A 17,327-nucleotide genomic window follows, 5' to 3' on the forward strand; every position below is an offset into this window, starting at 1 on the left:
ATCAGGCCTCCCCGTCACGCAGATGGGCAATGAAGGCGCCGAAGCCACGCTGGCCGAGCCAGAACTTCAGCAGATTATCGACACCGTTGCTGGTCAGGGTCGCACCCGCCAGGCCATCGACCTGGTGCGTGGCCTGCGGGCTCTGCGGATCGACGCCGCCCTTGACTACGGCCACCGCCAGCTCACCCTGCTCATCGAACAGGGTCTTGCCCGGCCACTGACCGGTCCACTTCGGATTATCGACCTCCCCGCCCAGACCCGGTGTTTCACCGTGCTGGTAGAAGCCGAAACCGACCACGGTGTTCAGGTCACCCTTGAGTGCCATGAAGCCGTAGAGGGTGGACCACAGACCGTAACCGCGCACCGGCAGGATTAGGGTATCCAGCTGGCCATCGCGCTCCACCATATATACGGTGGAGAAGCGCTCAAGCCGCTTGATGCCAGCGATGTCGTCACTGCCCGGCAGCGCGCGGGAGAGCGCCGGATCCTTGGCGGCCTTGAGCGGGTCAAAGCTGCGCGGATCATGGGCATCGGTGAAGCGACCGGTTTCCAGGTCCACCACGCGCGCCACAATGCGCTCGGCATAGAGCTGCTTGATCTGGTTGGCCGACATGCCCGGCTGGCTCAGCCCGGCAATCGCCAGAATGCTGCGCTGCTTGTCGAGCACGCGGTTCTCGACCTGGGTCGGCTTGAGCGCGATGGCCGCCCCGGCCACGAACACCGAGCACACCAGGCAAACCAGCAGGGCCACCATCAGCGTGCGGGCGGTGGATTCTTTTTGACTAGACATTGCGTGCCAGCCTCCGCTTGATATTGGCCTGAACGACGAAGTGGTCGATCAGCGGCGAGAACAGGTTGGCGAACAGGATCGCCAGCATCATGCCTTCCGGGAAGGCCGGGTTGACCACACGGATCAGCACCACCATCAGGCCGATCAGCCCGCCGAACAGCCACTTGCCGGTATTGGTCATCGACGCGGACACCGGATCAGTGGCCATGAAGAACATGCCAAAGGCAAAGCCGCCCACCACCAGGTGCCAGTACCAGGGCATGGCAAACATCGGGTTGGTGTCCGAGCCGAGCAGGTTGAACAGGCTGCTGGTCAGGAACATGCCGATGAACACGCCCGAGACGATGCGCCAGGAGGCGATGCGGGTCAGCACCAAGAGACCGCCACCGATCAGGATGGCCAGGGTGCTGGTTTCACCCATCGAGCCGTGGATCTTGCCGACAAAGGCGTCCATCCAGGTGATGCCACCGGCAATCACGTTCTCGATGCCGCCGGAAGCGGCGAGGCTCAGGGCCGTGGCACCGGTGTAGCCATCCACCGCGGTCCATACCGCATCCCCGGACATCTGCGCCGGATAGGCGAAGAACAGGAAGGCACGACCGGTCAGCGCCGGGTTGAGGAAGTTCTTGCCGGTACCGCCGAACACTTCCTTGCCCAGCACCACGCCAAAGCTGATGCCCAGCGCCGCCTGCCACAGCGGAATGCTCGGCGGCAGGATCAGGGAGAACAGCACGGAGGTGACGAAGAAGCCTTCGTTGACCTCATGGCGACGGATCGAGGCGAACAGCACTTCCCAGAAGCCGCCGACGATGAACACCGTCAGATAGACCGGCAGAAAATACGCTGCCCCCTGGATGAAGTTGTCCCACACGCTGCCGGGATCAAACCCCGCCAGGGCACCGATCAGCGAGAGGCGCACACCGTCCTGAGCATTGAACAGCTCCGGGTTGGCGGCAAAGATCTGGTTGGCCTGGAAACCGATGTTCCACATGCCAAAGAACATGGCCGGGAAGGTGCACAGCCACACGGTGATCATCATGCGCTTGAGGTCGAGACCATCGCGCACGTGAGCCGTGGTGCGGGTCACGCTGGCCGGACGATAGAAGAAGGTATCCACCGCTTCATACAGCGCATACCACTTCTCGTACTTGCCGCCTTTTTCGAAGTTGTGCTCGATCTTGTCGAGGAATCCACGCAAGGCCATGGCTTAACCCTCCTTCTCGATACGGGTGAGGTTGTCACGCAGGATCGGACCGTACTCGTACTTGCCGGCGCACACGTAGGTGCACAGGGCGAGGTCTTCCTCGTCCAGCTCCAGACAGCCGAGCTTCTGGGCCATCTCGGTATCACCGACAATCAGGTAACGCAGCAGCTGGGTCGGCAGGATGTCGAGCGGCATGACTTTTTCATAGTTGCCGACCGGCACCATGGCACGCGGGCTGCCGTTGGTGGTGGTGGTGAAATCGAACAGCCGGCCGGACGCCAGCTTGGAGACGAAGATGCTCAGCACCGAGTGCTTGTTCACCCCGGCACGCAGGTAGTGCACCAGTTCGCGATCATTGCCCTCGCGCAAGCAGGACACCTGCTGGTGGTAGCGACCAAGGAAGGCCATCGCGCCCTGAGCGGTACGCCCGCCAAACACCGAGCCGGAGATGATCCGGTTGTTGCCGACCTGCAGCTCGCCAGCGGTCAGCTCCTGCAGGTTGGCACCCAGACGGCTGCGCACCAGACGCGGGTTCTCGACCACCGGCCCCGCCAGCGACAGCACGCGCTCGACATACAGCTCACCGGTGGTGAACAGCTTACCGACGGCGATCACATCCTGATAACCGATGGTCCACACGCTCTTGGTGGCGTTGACCGGATCGAGGAAGTGGATATGGGTCCCCGGCAGGCCTGCCGGATGCGGCCCGGCAAAACTTTCGCTGCGCACGCCGGAGAGGTCTTCGCCCGGCAGGCTCGCGCCCTCGGCCTTGCACAGGAACACCGGCGCCAGGCGGGTCAGCACCTGCAATCCCTGGGCAAAGGCATCGCTCTGCTCGGCGATCACCACACGGGGATCTGCGGCCAGCGGGTGGGTGTCGATGGCGGTCACGAAGATCGAGCTGGGCACCGCATCCGCCGCCGGCACCTTGCTGAACGGGCGGGTACGCAGGGCTGTCCACAGGCCTGAGGCCAGCAGGTTCTCGCGCACCTTGGCATCGCTCAGGCTGGCCAGCTCACCGGCTGAATAGCGGGCGAAGGTTTCCTGCTCCTGGCCGTCGATATCGATGACCACCGACTGCAGCACACGCTTCTCGCCACGGTGGATCGCGCTGATCACACCGGCAGCAGGAGCGGTGTACACCACGCCCGGCGTCTTCTTGTCGGCAAACAGGGGCTGCCCGAGCTTGACGCGATCACCGACCTGCACCTGCATCGTGGGCTTCATACCGTGATAGTCGAAGCCTACGACCGCCACACTGCGCACCGGCCGACCGGCCTCGATGCGCTGTGCGGGTGCACCGGTGACAGGCAGATCCAGACCACGCTTGATCTTTATCATTGCTATTGCCCAATCACTGTTATGAACGAGTTCAGGCATGCGCAAAGCCATGCACAAAGCGCGACATCATGTCTCACCTTGCATACAGCCCGGCAGATTGCACGCCCGCAAAAATAATCCGGGCGATTATAAAGAGCTATGAACGACGGTGACCACCGGACCACTGGATTATTTGCGGGACTTGACAAGTCCGCACACACACTAAATAGACGACAAAGCGGCATTCCAGAGCAGCAGAAAGCACAACGGGAGCCCAGAGGCTCCCGTTGCGTACATCACCCGGCGCGGATCAGCGCGGGAAGGCCGGCGGGTTGACCCCAGCCATATCTTCAAGCACACGCACCACCTGGCAGCTGTAGCCGAACTCGTTGTCGTACCAGACGTACAGCACGACACGGTTGTCGTTGACGATGGTCGCCTCGGCATCCACCACACCGGCATGGCGCGAGCCCACGAAGTCGCTGGAGACCACTTCCGGCGAATTGGTGAAGTCGATCTGCTTGCTCAGCTCCGAGTGCAGCGCCATGTGACGCAGGTACTCGTTGACTTCCTCGCGGCTGGTGGACTGCTCCAGCGTCAGATTGAGGATCGCCATCGACACGTTCGGTGTCGGCACACGGATCGCGTTGCCGGTCAGCTTGCCCTTGAGCTCAGGCATGGCCTTGGCAGCAGCGGTCGCGGCACCGGTCTCAGTGATCACCATGTTCAGCGGCGCACTGCGACCACGACGGTTGCCCTTGTGGAAGTTATCGATCAGGTTCTGATCATTGGTGTAGGAGTGCACGGTCTCGACGTGACCATGCACGATGCCGAACTTGTCGTACACCGCCTTGAGCACCGGCACGATGGCATTGGTGGTGCAGGAAGCGGCGGAGAGGATCTTGTCGTCGGCACTGATCAACTGATGGTTGATGCCGTGCACGATGTTCTTGATCTCGCCTTTGCCCGGCGCGGTGAGGATCACACGAGCGGCACCCGGGCACTTGAGGTGCTGAGCCAGACCTTCGGCATCGCGCCACTTACCGGTGTTATCGACAATGATGGCGTTGTTGATGCCATAGGTGGTGTAATCAACGGTGGTCGGATCGTTGGAGTAGATCACCTGGATCAGGTTGCCATTGGCGAGGATGGTGTTGTTTTCTTCGTCGATGGTGATGGTGCCGTTGAAGGAGCCATGCACCGAGTCGCGGCGCAGCAGGCTGGCCCGCTTGACCAGATCATTGGCTGCGCCCTTGCGCACCACGATGGCGCGCAGACGCAGACCGTCACCGCCACCGACCTTCTCGATCAGGATGCGCGCCAGCAGACGGCCGATGCGGCCAAAGCCGTAGAGCACCACATCGGTGCCTTCGCGCTTCTCGCTGCCGAGCTTACCGACCACATCGGCAAGCTCAGCACGCACGAACTCTTCAACGCTGCGACCGTTGCCTTCCTGCTTGAACTTGACCGCCATGCGGCCCAGATCCACGGAGGCGGCGCCCAGCTTGAGGCTGGCCATCGCCTGCAGCAGCGGGAAGGTCTCGCGCACCGACAGCTCGGCGTCATCGATCTGGCGGGCAAAGCGATGTGCCTTGAGGATGCCGACCACCGAGCGGTTGATCAGGCTGCGACCGTAGATCGAGGTGACCACATTGTTGTTGCGGTAGAGCTGACCGATCAGCGGGATCATGGCCTCGGCGAGGGCCTCACGATCAATCCACTCACCGAGACACTGTTCGGGCTTCTGGCTCACGAGCGATACCTTCCACAAGTAGGTGCTGAAAAAAGGGCCTGTATTATGACCACGAGCGCGCTGCCGGGCAACGCGCGCGCGCCAGCACTGACAGACACCCGGACAGCCCGCTAGAATCGGCCGCTTTCATCGCCACCCAGAGCCGATCGTGACCGTACTGCGTCTTCCCAGCCTGCCGGCGGCTGCCGGCAAACAGCACTGGGGCAATCTGCCCGGTGCTGCCCAGAGCCTGGCGATTGCCGAGGCCGCCAGTGCCGCCGGGCGCTTCACCCTGCTGCTCACCGAAGGCAGTGCCAGCGCCGAGCGCCTTGAGCAGGAGCTGCGCTTCTTTGCGCCGAACCTGCCGGTGCTGCATTTTCCGGACTGGGAAACCCTGCCCTACGATGTGTTCTCCCCGCACCAGGACATCATCTCCCAGCGCATCGCCACCCTCTACCAGCTGCCGGGACTGAGCCACGGCATTCTGGTGGTGCCGATTGCCACCGCCCTGCAGCGCCTGGCACCGCCGGCCTTCCTGCTCGGCTCAAGCCTGGTGCTGGATGTCGGTCAGCGTCTGGATGTCGAGGCCACGCGCACGCGCCTGGAGGCGGCGGGCTATCGCTGCGTGGAAACCGTCTATGAGCACGGCGAGTTCGCGGTGCGCGGTGCGCTGATCGACCTTTACCCGATGGGCAGCACCCTGCCCTACCGCATCGACCTGTTCGATGAGGAAATCGAAACCCTGCGCACCTTCGATCCCGAGACCCAGCGCTCGATCGAGAAGGTCGAGTCGATTCGCCTGCTGCCAGGACGCGAGTTCCCGTTGGAGAAAAAGGCCGTCGCCGATTTTCGCGCACGTTTTCGCGAGCGTTTTGACGTCGACTACCGGCGCTGCCCGCTGTATCAGGATCTGTCCAGCGGCCTGACGCCGGCTGGCATCGAGTACTACCTGCCGCTGTTTTTCGAGCAGACCGCAACCCTGTTCGACTACCTGCCGGCCAATACCCAGGTGTTCTCCCTGCCCGGCATCGAGCAGGCCGCCGAGCACTTCTGGCAGGATGCGCGCAGCCGCTTCGAGGAGCGGCGCGTCGATCCGCAGCGCCCGCTGCTGCCGCCCGCTGAGCTGTTTCTGCCGGTCGAGGACTGCTTCGCCCGCCTGAAAAAATGGCTGCGGGTGGTGATCGATGAGCGTGATCTGGAGCCTGGCGTCGGCCGCGAGCGCTTCACCGCCCGGGCGCTGCCGGATCTGGCCATTCAGGCCAAGAGCGGCGAGCCGCTGGCCGCGCTGCGCCGTTTTGTCGAGCAATATCCCGGACGCATCCTGTTCTGCGCCGAATCGGCAGGTCGGCGCGAGGTGCTGCTGGAGCTGCTGGCCCGCCTGCATCTGCGCCCCCGCGAGGTCGAGGGCTGGGCGGCGTTCATCGCCAGCGACGAGCGGCTGGCCATCAGCATCGCGCCGCTGGATGAAGGCCTGCTGCTGGATGAGCTGGCACTGATCCCGGAAAGCCCGCTGTTCGGTCAGCGGGTCATGCAGCGCCGCCGCCGTGAGCGCAGCCCCGGCGCCAGCGACAACGTGATCAAGAACCTCACCGAGCTGCGCGAAGGCGCGCCGGTGGTGCATCTGGATCATGGCGTGGGCCGCTACCTGGGCCTGGTGACCATGGAGTTTGACGGCCAGAGCGCCGAGTTCCTCGCTCTGCAGTATGCCGACGAGGCCAAGCTCTATGTGCCGGTCTCCAGCCTGCACCTGATTGCCCGCTACACCGGCAGTGATGATGCCCTGGCCCCGCTGCATCGCCTCGGCTCGGAAGTCTGGCAGAAGGCCAAGCGCAAGGCTGCCGAACAGGTGCGCGATGTGGCCGCCGAGCTGCTGGATGTCTACGCGCGCCGCGCTGCCCGCGCAGGCTTTGCCTTCAATGATCCGCAGACCGATTACGCCACCTTCGCTGCCGGTTTCCCCTTCGAGGAAACCCCCGACCAGCAGGCGGCCATCGACGCGGTGCGCGCCGACATGCTGGCCGGCAAGCCGATGGATCGTCTGGTCTGCGGCGATGTCGGCTTCGGCAAGACCGAGGTGGCGATGCGCGCCGCCTTTATCGCCGTGCACAGCGGCAAGCAGGTGGCGGTGCTGGTACCGACCACCCTGCTCGCCCAGCAGCACTACAACAGCTTCCGCGACCGCTTCGCCGACTGGCCGGTGAAGGTCGAGGTGATGAGCCGCTTCAAGTCCGCCAAGGATGTGGAAGCCGCGGTGCAAAAGCTCGCCGACGGGCAGATCGACATCGTGATCGGCACCCACAAGCTGCTGCAGGATGAGGTGCAGTTCAAGGATCTCGGGCTGGTGATCATCGATGAGGAGCACCGCTTCGGGGTGCGCCAGAAAGAGCAGCTCAAGGCGCTGCGCAGCGAGGTGGACATCCTCACCCTGACCGCCACACCGATCCCGCGCACCCTGAACCTGGCGGTGTCGGGGATGCGCGATCTGTCGATCATCGCCACCCCGCCGGCGCGCCGGCTGTCGGTGCGCACCTTCGTGCTGGAGGCCAACCAGCCGAGCATCAAGGAAGCGCTGCTGCGCGAGCTGCTGCGCGGCGGTCAGGTCTATTACCTGCACAACGATGTGAAGACCATCGAGAAGTGTGCGAGCGAGCTGGCCGAGCTGGTGCCCGAGGCGCGCATTGGCATCGGCCACGGACAGATGCGCGAGCGCGAGCTGGAACAGGTGATGAGCGACTTCTACCACAAGCGCTTCAACGTGCTGGTCGCCTCGACCATCATCGAGACCGGCATCGACGTGCCCAGCGCCAACACCATCATCATCGAGCGCGCCGACAAGTTCGGCCTGGCCCAGCTGCACCAGCTGCGCGGCCGGGTCGGGCGCAGCCACCACCAGGCCTATGCCTACCTGCTCACCCCGCCGCGCAAGCAGATGACCGAGGACGCGCAGAAGCGTCTGGAAGCCATCGCCAACGCCCAGGACCTCGGTGCCGGCTTCGTGCTGGCCACCCACGATCTGGAGATCCGCGGCGCCGGCGAGCTGCTCGGCGAGGGCCAGAGCGGGCAGATCCAGGCGGTCGGCTTCACCCTGTACATGGAAATGCTCGAGCGCGCGGTCAAGGCGATTCGCAAGGGCGAGCAGCCCAATCTGGACCAGCCGCTGGGCGGCGGGCCGGAAATCAACCTGCGCCTGCCGGCGCTGATCCCCGAGGACTATCTGCCGGATGTCAACGCGCGCCTGATTCTCTACAAACGCATCGCCTCGGCCGCCGATGAGGCGGCGCTGACCGAACTGCAGGTGGAAATGATCGACCGCTTTGGCCTGCTGCCGGAACCGGCCAAGAACCTGATGCGTCTGACGCTCCTGAAGCTGCAGGCCGAGCAGCTGGGCATTCGCAAGATCGAGGCCGGCCCGCAGGGCGGGCGCCTAGAGTTCGCCGCGCAAACTCCGGTCGAACCACTGAGCCTGATCCAGCTGATCCAGAGCCAGCCGAGCCGCTACCGGCTCGACGGCGGCAGCACCCTCAAGTTCCAGGTGCCGATGGAGCAGGCCGAGCAACGCTTCAATACCCTGGAGGCGCTGCTCGAGCGCCTGACCCCCAAACCCGCCTGAGACCAGCCATCATGCGCCGACTGCTCTCCCCGCTGTGCCTTGCCCTGTGGCTGATCGCGCCCAACGCCCTGGCCGAAACCCTCTATCACCTTGAGCTTCTGGTGTTCCGCCAGGCGCCGCCGCTGCTGGCCAGTCAGCCGCCCGGCGAGGACTGGAGCGCCGGCGTGGCACCGATTGCCAAGCTCGATCAGCGCACCGCGGTACTGCGCGATCAGGCCGCCCAGCTGGGTGAGCATCTGGGGCCGGTGCTGCTGCAGCAAGCCTGGCAGCAGCGCCTCGGTGAAGGCGCCAGCCGGGTGCGCTTCGGGGCAGGCCCCACGCGCGATGGCCACCAGACGGTCGAGGGCATCCTGAGCCTTGAGCAGGGCCGCAGCCGCTATCCGCAGCTGACCCTGGAGCTCTGGGTCAATCACTTCGATGCCGAGGGGCAGCTGCAGTCCAGCGAGCGTCTGCGGCAAAAGCAGCGGCTGCTGCCCGGCCAGTTGACCTACATCGACCATCCAAGCCTTGGCGCCCTGGTGCGCGCGCGCCTGCCCTGAGTCGCCGCCGGGTCAGTGGCCGGCCAGCAGACGGTGCAGCACGCGGCGCACCTCGGCCATGCCGGCCTCAAGCACCTGCTCGATCTCGCTCATGCTGATCACCCCCTGCGTCTTGCCGGCCGCCGGATTGACCACCAGCGCCAGACAGGCATAGGGCAGCCCCAGCTCGCGGGCCAGTACGGCTTCTGGCATGCCAGTCATGCCGACGATGTCCGCACCATCACGCTCCAGACGCATGATCTCCGCCGCCGTCTCCAGCCGTGGCCCCTGGGTCACGGCATACACCCCATGGCTGCTGAACGCACAGCCCTCGGCGCGGAGTGCGGCGATCAGCTGCTGGCGCATCGGCTCATCGTAGGGGTAACTGAAATCGACGTGGGTCACGTGCTCAAGGTCATCCTCGAAGAAGGTCGCCGCCCGCCCCCAGGTGTAGTCGATCAGGTCATGGGGCACGCACAGGTGACCACTGTCCATCGCCGGGTGAATACCGCCGACGGCGTTGACCGCCAGCACCGCTTGCGCGCCAGCCTGCTTGAGCGCCCAGAGGTTGGCCCGGTAGTTGATCTGGTGTGGCGGGATTCGGTGCGGATGGCCGTGGCGGGCGAGAAACAGCACCTCGCGCCCGGCCAGTTCCCCGCGCAGCACCGCCGCGGACGGTGCGCCATAGGGCGTGTGGGGCGTGTCGGCGCTGAGCAGCCGGAGCCCTTCCAGCTGGGTCAGGCCACTGCCACCGATAATTGCCAGTACAGACATGCAAAGCTCCTGTTCAGTCGATCAGCGCGGCGGCGCGCAGGGCCTGCAACGCCTGCTGCCAGCGCGGTTGCGCGCGGTAATCGTTGCCCGGCCAGCCGCGCGCAGCCATCGCGCTCAGCCCTGCAGGCGCTGATACACGCAGGCGCTGTAGCGCGGTCAGGGCCTGCTCGGCCGCCGCACGATCATTGCAGACCAGCGCCATGTCGCAGCCGGCCTCCAGGGCGGCCTGTACCCGGGCGGCGGCATCACCGGCGACATGGGCACCGGCCATGCTCAGATCATCACTGAAGATCACCCCGCGATAACCCAGCTCACCGCGCAGAATCTCCTGCAGCCAGCGCCGCGAGAAGCCGGCCGGCTGGCTATCGACGGCGGTGTAAATGACATGGGCCGGCATCAGACCCTCCAGGCGTGGCGCCAGCGCGGCAAAGGGCTGCAGATCATCGTTGCGGATCGCTTGCAGGTCGCGCTCATCACGCGGAATGGCGACGTGCGAGTCGGCGACCGGCCAGCCATGTCCGGGGAAGTGCTTGCCGGTCGCTGCCATGCCAGCCTCATGCATGCCATCGATAAAGGCACCAGCCAGCCGGATCACCTGCGCTGGATCGCGGCCAAACGAGCGGGCACCGATCACGCTGCTGCGCCCGTGATCCAGATCGAGCACCGGTGCAAAACTGAAGTCGATGCCGGCGGCCAGCACTTCACAGGCCATCAGCCAGCCGCAGTGGCGGGCCAGCGTCTCGTCACCGTGGGCTGCCAGCGCGCCCATCGAGGGCAGCGTGACAAAACCGTTACGCAGGCGCTGGACCCGCCCACCCTCCTGATCGACGGCAATCAGCAGATCCGGCCGCTCGGCGCGCAGGGCGAGACACAGCTCGCGGACCTGGCGCGGATCTTCGATATTGCGGGCGAACAGGATCAGACCACCGACTTCGGGCTGGCGCAGCAGCTGCCGATCCGCCGCGGTCAGCCAGGTGCCGGCGATATCCAGCATCAAAGAACCCTTCATGCAAACTCCTCAGACGGCAGCGCCGCGTCACGCCAGGACGTGCAGGCTGCCTCGGTGATATGGACACGGCAATGCAGCGGCACCTGTTCGAACAGCACGATCAGATCACGGTTGCGCAGGCGGATGCAGCCATGGGAGCGCGGCACGCCCATCGGCTCGCTGTCCGGGGTGCCGTGCAGGTAGATGTAGCGGCGAAAGGTATCGACGGCGCCGAGGCGGTTCAGCCCGCGCTCGCAGCCGCTCAGCCACAGGATGCGGCTAAGAATCCAGTCACGCTGTGGATAGGCGGCCTGCAGGGCGGGCGTGCAGATCTCACCGGTCCAGCGCCGGCCAACCAGCACCGCACCCTCAGGCAGCCCAGCACCGATCCGCGCACGGACCTGATGCCAGCCGCGCGGCGTGCAGCCCGACCCCTGGCGCTCACCCGGGCCGTTCAGGGCGGTGGAAACCGGCAGACGCAGGCGCAGCTGTCCGCCGGCAAAACCGTATAAATACTGGTCGGCAATCGAGATATGCAGGCAATCGAGCATGGAGGCGCATTCACAGTCACGGGCCGCCAGCATAGCCGATCACCCTGACGCTGGCAGCTGGTTGCGGGCTTGCCTGGTGGAGCGTGCTGTATATACTTCCAGCCACACTCCTTCCCTCAACGAGCCCGTGCCATGCAGAAACTGACCCCGCGCCAGGGCGAGATTCTCGCCTTCATCAAATCCTGGCTGGATGAACACGGCTACCCGCCCACCCGTGCCGAAATGGCCCGTCAGCTGGGCTTTCGCTCACCGAATGCGGCGGAGGAGCACCTGCGCGCGCTGGCCCGCAAGGGCGCTATCGAGATGATTCCGGGCGCCTCGCGCGGTCTGCGCATCCCGGGTCACGAAGCGCCCTCGCGCGAGGATGAGCTGCCGATCATTGGCCGGGTGGCGGCCGGAGCGCCGATCCTCGCCGAGCAGCATATCGAAGAAACCTGCCGGCTCAGCCCGGCGCTGTTTTCGCCGCGGGCTGATTTCCTGCTGCGCGTCCACGGCATGAGCATGAAAGATGCCGGGATTCTCGATGGCGATCTGCTGGCCGTGCATGCCTGCCGCGAGGCTGCCAACGGGCAGATCGTGGTGGCGCGTATCGGGGAGGAGGTCACGGTCAAGCGCCTGCAGCGCCGGGGCCGGCAGATCAAGCTGCTGGCAGAAAACGCGGAGTTTGCTCCGATCGTGGTTGATCTGGACGCGCCCGGAGTGGAGTTTTCCATCGAGGGGCTGAGTGTCGGTGTACTGCGCCGCTAAGCGCGCCACACCGGGATGGCAGGGGCGCGCAGCCGGTCCTCACTCAGTGCAAGGTGGCGGGCTGCTCGTCTTCATCCTCGAAGTATTCACCCTCGGCCAGGCTGCTGGCCATATCGACCCCCACGCTGAACATGGTGCGCGCCACTTCGACATGCTGACCGTTCAGGAAGGCCTTGGCCTCTTCGGAGAACTCCAGGCTCGCCAGAATCGCCTCATCGTCACCACGACGCAGCACGATGCGGCCATCCGGCAGTTCCACGATTTCCAGAAAAGAAGTCGGCATGCAGGGTACTCCATGAAAAGGGGCGGCATTGTAACAGCGCCCGCCCCGGCACCCTAGCCCGTCCGGCGCGCGCTCACCACTCGCTCATCCCTTCGCGAAAGCGCACCGCCAGCACACTGAGCTGGGCATGCCAGTCGGTCAGGGTTTGCAGCGACAGCTCAGGGCGTGCCACCGCACCCACCTCCACCGCTGCGATCAGCGGCAGCGCCGGATCGACCTTGGCCTTGCGCTCGGGCTGCGGCGGCTCGAAGAGCTGCTGCCAGGCTTTCAGCAGTGCCTGCACCCAGCTGCCCGACTGGGCCGCCAGCGCGCTCAGCTCGCCGAGCTCAGGGCCGGGGGCCGCCAGCCCGGCCGGATCCAGCAGCGACTCCACGCGGCTGGCCTGCGCCTCCGGCAGGCGGTAGTAGCCGGTAATCTCATGACACAGGCCGAGCAGCGCGCCGTAGAGATGAAACACCGCTGTCTCGCGTGCCGCCTGAATGCGGGTCGTGACATTCAGCGCCTGCTCAGCCTCAGCATCCTGCCAGGCCTTGAGGGCCAGGCTTGCGAAGTAGAGTTTCTGATTGGTGCGGGTATAACGCTCGCCAGCCATCAGCGCTTGTCCTCAATCTGCCAGGTGCCATTCACATAGAGCGCCTTCCAGCCGGTGGGCTTGCCGTCCACCTCGCTCTGCACGTACTGCTCGCGGGTCTTGCGGCTGAAGCGGATTACCGCCGGACGCCCTTCCGGGTCCTGCTGCGGCGCTTCGAGCAGGTAGTGGTATTTGGCGTCCAGCTCCTTTTTGTGGGGCAGCAGCTCGGACACCAGCGGCGCGCGGGTCTCGCGGTTCTTCGGGAACTGGCTGGCGGCGAGGAACAGGCCAGAGGCCCCATCGCGCAGCACATACACGTCATCGACCTTGGCGCAGCGCAGCTCCGGCATCTTGATCGGGTCGATCTTCGGCGGTGCCGCTTCGCCGCTCTTCAAGAGCTTGCGGGTGTTCTTGCAGCTGGGGTTGGTACAGCCGAAGAACTTGCCAAAGCGCCCGGTCTTGAGCTGCATCTCGCTGCCGCACTTGTCGCACTCAAGGCTCGGGCCTTCGTAGCCCTTGATGCGGAACTGCCCCTGCTCGATCTCATAGCCCGAGCAGTCGGGGTTGTTGCCGCAGATGTGCAGCTTGCGGGTTTCATCCAGCAGGTAAGCGTCCATCGCCGTACCGCATTTGGGGCAGCGGTGCTTGCCACGCAGCACGCGCGATTCAGATTCGCCCTCATCGTCCTCGGCGATTTCATCGCCCGGCACCAGGTTCATGGTCGCCTTGCAGCGCTCCTTGGGCGGCAGCGCATAGCCCGAGCAGCCAAGGAACACCCCGGTGGAGGCCGTGCGGATCATCATCGGCCGGCCGCATTCCTTGCAGGGAATGTCGGTGAGGGTCGGCACGTTGGCACGCATGCCGCCTTCGCTTGCTTCAGCGACTTCCAGCTTGGCGCGAAAATCGGCGTAAAACTCATCCAGCAGATGCTTCCACTCGCGCTCGCCCTGGGCCACATCGTCCAGATGCTCTTCCATCCCGGCGGTAAAACCGTAGTCCATCAGGCTGGCAAAACTCTCGGACAAACGCTCGGTGACGATCTCGCCCATTTTCTCGGCATAGAAGCGGCGGTTGTGCACGGTAACATAGCCGCGCTCCTGAATGGTCGAGATGATCGCCGCATAGGTGGACGGCCGGCCGATGCCGCGCTTTTCCAACTCCTTGACCAGGCTGGCCTCGGAGAAGCGCGCCGGCGGCTTGGTGAAGTGCTGGGTCGGATCGATGCCCAGCAGCTCAAGCCGCTCGCCCTCGCGCATGTCCGGCAGCACGTCGTCCTCGCCCGCCTTGCCTTGCGGCGGCTGCACGCGGGTGAAGCCGTCGAACTTGAGGATGCGGCCCTTGGCACGCAGCTCGAAGTCGCCGGCCGCCACGCTGACCGTGGTGGACAGGTACTGCGCCGGCAGCATCTGGCAGGCAACGAACTGGCGCCAGATCAGCTCGTAGAGGCGCTCGGCGTCACGCTCCATACCGGAGAGCTGAGCGGGCTTGAGGTTGACGTCGGAGGGACGGATCGCCTCGTGAGCCTCCTGGGCGCCTTCCTTGCTGGAATAGAGGTTCGGCTTTTCCGGCAGATACTGGCGGCCAAATTCGCCCTCGATGAAGCCGCGCGCCATCTCGATGGCGTCGGCGGACAGGTTGGTCGAGTCGGTCCGCATGTAGGTGATGTAGCCGGCCTCGTAGAGGCGCTGGGCCATCATCATGGTCTTCTTCACCCCAAAGCCCAGCCGGGTGCTGGCCGCCTGCTGCAGGGTGGAGGTGATGTAGGGTGCCGAGGGCTTGGTCGAGGTCGGCTTGTCCTCGCGCTTGACGATTTGATAGGCCGAGGATTTGAGCGCGGTCACCGCCGCCATTGCCTGAGCTTCATTGAGCGGCTTGAAGGCCTCGCCGCCCTGGCGGGCCACCTCGAAGCGCGCCTGGCCGCCAGCTGCGGTCGCCAGGTCGGCGTGCACGTCCCAGTACTCCTCGGGCACGAAGGCACGAATCTCCTTCTCGCGCTCGACCACCAGACGCACCGCCACCGACTGCACGCGCCCGGCCGACAGGCCACGGGCGATCTTCGCCCACAGCAGCGGTGAGACCATGTAGCCGACCACGCGATCAAGGAAGCGCCGCGCCTGCTGGGCGTTGACCCGGTTGATATCCAGCGCGCCGGGCTGGGAGAAGGCTTCCTGGATCGCCTTCTTGGTGATCTCGTTGAACACCACGCGCTTGTAGCGCCCCTCATCGCCACCGATCGCCTCACGCAGGTGCCAAGCGATCGCCTCCCCTTCGCGGTCCAAGTCGGTGGCGAGGTAGATGGTGTCAGCATCCTTGGCCAGCCGGCGCAGTTCCTCGATCACCTTCTCCTTGCCGGGCAGGATCTCGTACTGGGCCTTCCAGCCGTGCTCAGGATCGACGCCCATGCGCGCAAACAGCTGGCGCTTGGCCTTTTCCTTGGGCGACAGTGCCGGCGCCTCGCTGGCTGCCGCCTTGCCACGCTTGACCGGCTCCTTGCTGGCCGAGCCGCTGGTGGGCAGGTCGCGGATATGGCCGATGCTCGACTTCACCACGTACTGGTTGCCCAGGTACTTGTTGATCGTCTTGGCCTTGGCCGGCGATTCCACGATGACCAGTGATTTGCCCATGAATCGGAGAGTTCCTGAAAAGAGATCGGATCAACGGCGCTGGCCGTCGCTACATGCGCGGGTACCACCGGGAGGCGCGTCCGCAAAGCCTCGCCTTATATAGTGGCCCGCGCAACCCGGTCAAGCCGGGGACCGTGCCGGACGACCCGCCCCGGGCAGCGGCAAGCTGCCCTCCTCGGCCCTGAGCAGGGCAAAGCGCGGCTGCAGGGTATCGGCCACCCGCACCGACTCGCAGAACATCGCCAGCGGGCGCACCCACAGCCCCTGCTCGCCATACAGCGCCTGATAGATCACCAGCAGCTCGCCGGTTTCCGAATGGCGGGCACAGCCAAACACGCGGTACTCACCACCCTTGTAATGCCGGTACAGACCGGTTTGCAGCGTCATTCCCTCATCTCCTTACCAGGCGGACTCAGCGGCCCGCCACCTGCGCCCTCAGAGGCGCTCAAACACCGTGGCGATCCCCTGCCCAAGGCCGATGCACATGGTCGCCAGGCCGAAGGTGGCATCGCGCTGCTGCATCACATTGAGCAGCGTGGTGCTGATCCGCGCCCCGGAGCAGCCAAACGGATGGCCCAGCGCAATGGCCCCGCCGTGCAGGTTGACCTTGTCATCCAGGCAGTCCAGCAGCTTGAGATCCTTAAGCACCGGCAGCGCTTGCGCAGCAAACGCTTCGTTCAGCTCGATACACTCAATGTCCGCCAGGCTCAGCCCGGCACGTTCGAGCGCCTTGTGGGTGGCCGGTACCGGTCCATAGCCCATGATCGAGGGATCCACCCCCACCACCGCCATGGCCCGTACCCGCGCCAGTGGCTGCAGCCCAAGCTCCTCGGCGCGCCGGGCACTCATAACGATCATCGCCGCAGCGCCATCGGTAATCTGCGAGGAGCTGCCGGCAGTGACCGTACCGTGACGTGGATCGAACACCGGCTTGAGCGCCGCCAGCCCTTCCAGGCTGGTATCGGCGCGGATGGTCTCATCGGCGTCGAACAGGCGCAGCGCGCCCTGCTCGTCATGGCCCTGCAGCGGGATCAGCTCACCGGCAAAGCGCCCCTCGCGGGTGGCCTGCGCGGCGCGCTGGTGCGAGCGCAGGGCAAAGGCATCCTGAGCGGCGCGGTCGATGCCGTGCATCCGCGCCAGCAGCTCCGCGGTCAGTCCCATCATTCCGGCCGCCTTGGCCACATGCAGCGACAGCTGCGGGTTGGGGTCCACGCCGTGGGTCATGCCGACATGGCCCATGTGCTCGACACCACCGATGATGAACAGCTCGCCGTTGCCACTCTGGATCGCCTGGGCCGCGCTGTGCAGCGCGCTCATCGACGAACCGCACAGGCGGCTGACCGTCTGCGCCGGGCAGTGGCTGGACAGCGGAGTCAGCAGTGCCGCCATCCGGGCGATGTTCCAGCCCTGCTCCAGCGTCTGGTTGACACAGCCCCAGATCAGGTCATCGACGGTGGAGGGATCTAGCGCCGGATTGCGCGCCAGCAGCGCGGTGATCAGCGCAGCGGACAGGTTCTCGGCACGGGTATGGCGGTGCATACCACCCTTGGCGCGGCCCATCGGGGTGCGGGCCGCATCAATGATCACCGCATCGTGCGGATTCAGTTGCATGGTG

At 65.2% G+C, this 17,327-nt stretch carries 15 protein-coding genes; 3 read left to right on the forward strand and 12 right to left on the reverse strand.

Going from position 1 to position 17,327, the window contains the following annotated elements:
* Position 1: 1 nt before the first annotated feature.
* The 4 genes from MXC11_RS02835 to MXC11_RS02850 all read right to left on the reverse strand — a co-directional run bounded on the left by MXC11_RS02835 (position 2) and on the right by MXC11_RS02850 (position 5,085).
* On the reverse strand, positions 2-790 hold the full coding sequence (locus MXC11_RS02835; RefSeq protein ID WP_250004989.1) for a Na(+)-translocating NADH-quinone reductase subunit C: 789 nt from the start codon (positions 788-790) through the stop codon (positions 2-4).
* Positions 783-1,994 (reverse strand): NADH:ubiquinone reductase (Na(+)-transporting) subunit B, encoded by a 1,212-nt coding sequence (locus MXC11_RS02840; RefSeq protein WP_250004992.1) that lies wholly within the window; start codon positions 1,992-1,994, stop codon positions 783-785. The genes MXC11_RS02835 and MXC11_RS02840 overlap by 8 nt, the downstream gene beginning before the upstream one ends.
* A gap of 3 nt (positions 1,995-1,997) precedes the next feature.
* Entirely contained in the window at positions 1,998-3,335 is a 1,338-nt protein-coding gene (locus tag MXC11_RS02845) for a Na(+)-translocating NADH-quinone reductase subunit A (protein ID WP_250004995.1), read from the reverse strand.
* Positions 3,336-3,624: 289 nt separating this feature from the next.
* Positions 3,625-5,085 carry a glyceraldehyde-3-phosphate dehydrogenase gene (locus MXC11_RS02850; protein WP_250005004.1) on the reverse strand — a complete coding sequence of 487 codons (1,461 nt, stop codon included), beginning with the start codon at positions 5,083-5,085 and terminating at the stop codon, positions 3,625-3,627.
* 130 nt (positions 5,086-5,215) lie between these two features.
* Between MXC11_RS02850 and mfd the strand changes: the two genes are divergently transcribed.
* Positions 5,216-8,656 carry a transcription-repair coupling factor gene (gene mfd, locus MXC11_RS02855; RefSeq protein ID WP_250005006.1) on the forward strand — a complete coding sequence of 1,147 codons (3,441 nt, stop codon included), beginning with the start codon at positions 5,216-5,218 and terminating at the stop codon, positions 8,654-8,656.
* An 11-nt stretch (positions 8,657-8,667) separates the two neighbouring features.
* Entirely contained in the window at positions 8,668-9,195 is a 528-nt protein-coding gene (locus MXC11_RS02860) for a CsiV family protein (protein WP_250005009.1), read from the forward strand.
* A 12-nt stretch (positions 9,196-9,207) separates the two neighbouring features.
* On the opposite strand, the gene MXC11_RS02865 is transcribed toward MXC11_RS02860, so the two are convergent.
* The 3 genes from MXC11_RS02865 to MXC11_RS02875 are packed head-to-tail and all read right to left on the reverse strand — an operon-like array spanning position 9,208 to position 11,487.
* Entirely contained in the window at positions 9,208-9,948 is a 741-nt protein-coding gene (locus MXC11_RS02865) for an S-methyl-5'-thioinosine phosphorylase (protein ID WP_250005012.1), read from the reverse strand.
* Between the two features lie 13 nt (positions 9,949-9,961).
* The gene (gene nagZ / locus MXC11_RS02870) at positions 9,962-10,957 is read right to left on the reverse strand and encodes a beta-N-acetylhexosaminidase (RefSeq protein WP_250005014.1); all 996 of its coding nucleotides are present in this window, start codon (positions 10,955-10,957) and stop codon (positions 9,962-9,964) included.
* Entirely contained in the window at positions 10,954-11,487 is a 534-nt protein-coding gene (locus MXC11_RS02875) for a L,D-transpeptidase (protein ID WP_250005253.1), read from the reverse strand. The genes nagZ and MXC11_RS02875 overlap by 4 nt, the downstream gene beginning before the upstream one ends.
* 132 nt (positions 11,488-11,619) lie before the next feature.
* Between MXC11_RS02875 and lexA the strand changes: the two genes are divergently transcribed.
* Positions 11,620-12,234: a transcriptional repressor LexA gene (lexA, locus tag MXC11_RS02880; protein WP_250005017.1), complete on the forward strand. Its 615-nt coding sequence runs from the start codon at positions 11,620-11,622 to the stop codon at positions 12,232-12,234.
* Between the two features lie 43 nt (positions 12,235-12,277).
* Here lexA and MXC11_RS02885 read toward each other — a convergent pair whose 3' ends face one another.
* From MXC11_RS02885 to fadA, 5 genes are all read right to left on the reverse strand, one after another.
* On the reverse strand, positions 12,278-12,517 hold the full coding sequence (locus tag MXC11_RS02885; RefSeq protein ID WP_250005020.1) for a hypothetical protein: 240 nt from the start codon (positions 12,515-12,517) through the stop codon (positions 12,278-12,280).
* A 73-nt stretch (positions 12,518-12,590) separates the two neighbouring features.
* On the reverse strand, positions 12,591-13,109 hold the full coding sequence (locus MXC11_RS02890; RefSeq protein WP_250005022.1) for a DUF6586 family protein: 519 nt from the start codon (positions 13,107-13,109) through the stop codon (positions 12,591-12,593).
* On the reverse strand, positions 13,109-15,712 hold the full coding sequence (gene topA / locus MXC11_RS02895) for a type I DNA topoisomerase (RefSeq protein ID WP_250005025.1): 2,604 nt from the start codon (positions 15,710-15,712) through the stop codon (positions 13,109-13,111). Before topA ends, MXC11_RS02890 begins: the two co-directional genes overlap by 1 nt.
* A 120-nt stretch (positions 15,713-15,832) precedes the next feature.
* Positions 15,833-16,099 carry a DUF1653 domain-containing protein gene (locus MXC11_RS02900; RefSeq protein WP_250005028.1) on the reverse strand — a complete coding sequence of 89 codons (267 nt, stop codon included), beginning with the start codon at positions 16,097-16,099 and terminating at the stop codon, positions 15,833-15,835.
* 48 nt (positions 16,100-16,147) lie between these two features.
* Positions 16,148-17,323 (reverse strand): acetyl-CoA C-acyltransferase FadA, encoded by a 1,176-nt coding sequence (gene fadA / locus MXC11_RS02905; RefSeq protein WP_250005031.1) that lies wholly within the window; start codon positions 17,321-17,323, stop codon positions 16,148-16,150.
* Positions 17,324-17,327 lie beyond the last annotated feature (4 nt).

Origin of the sequence: Pseudomonas eutrophicaquae (assembly GCF_023544715.1) — a bacterium.
In the GTDB taxonomy this organism is placed as follows: Bacteria; Pseudomonadota; Gammaproteobacteria; order Pseudomonadales; family Pseudomonadaceae; genus Geopseudomonas.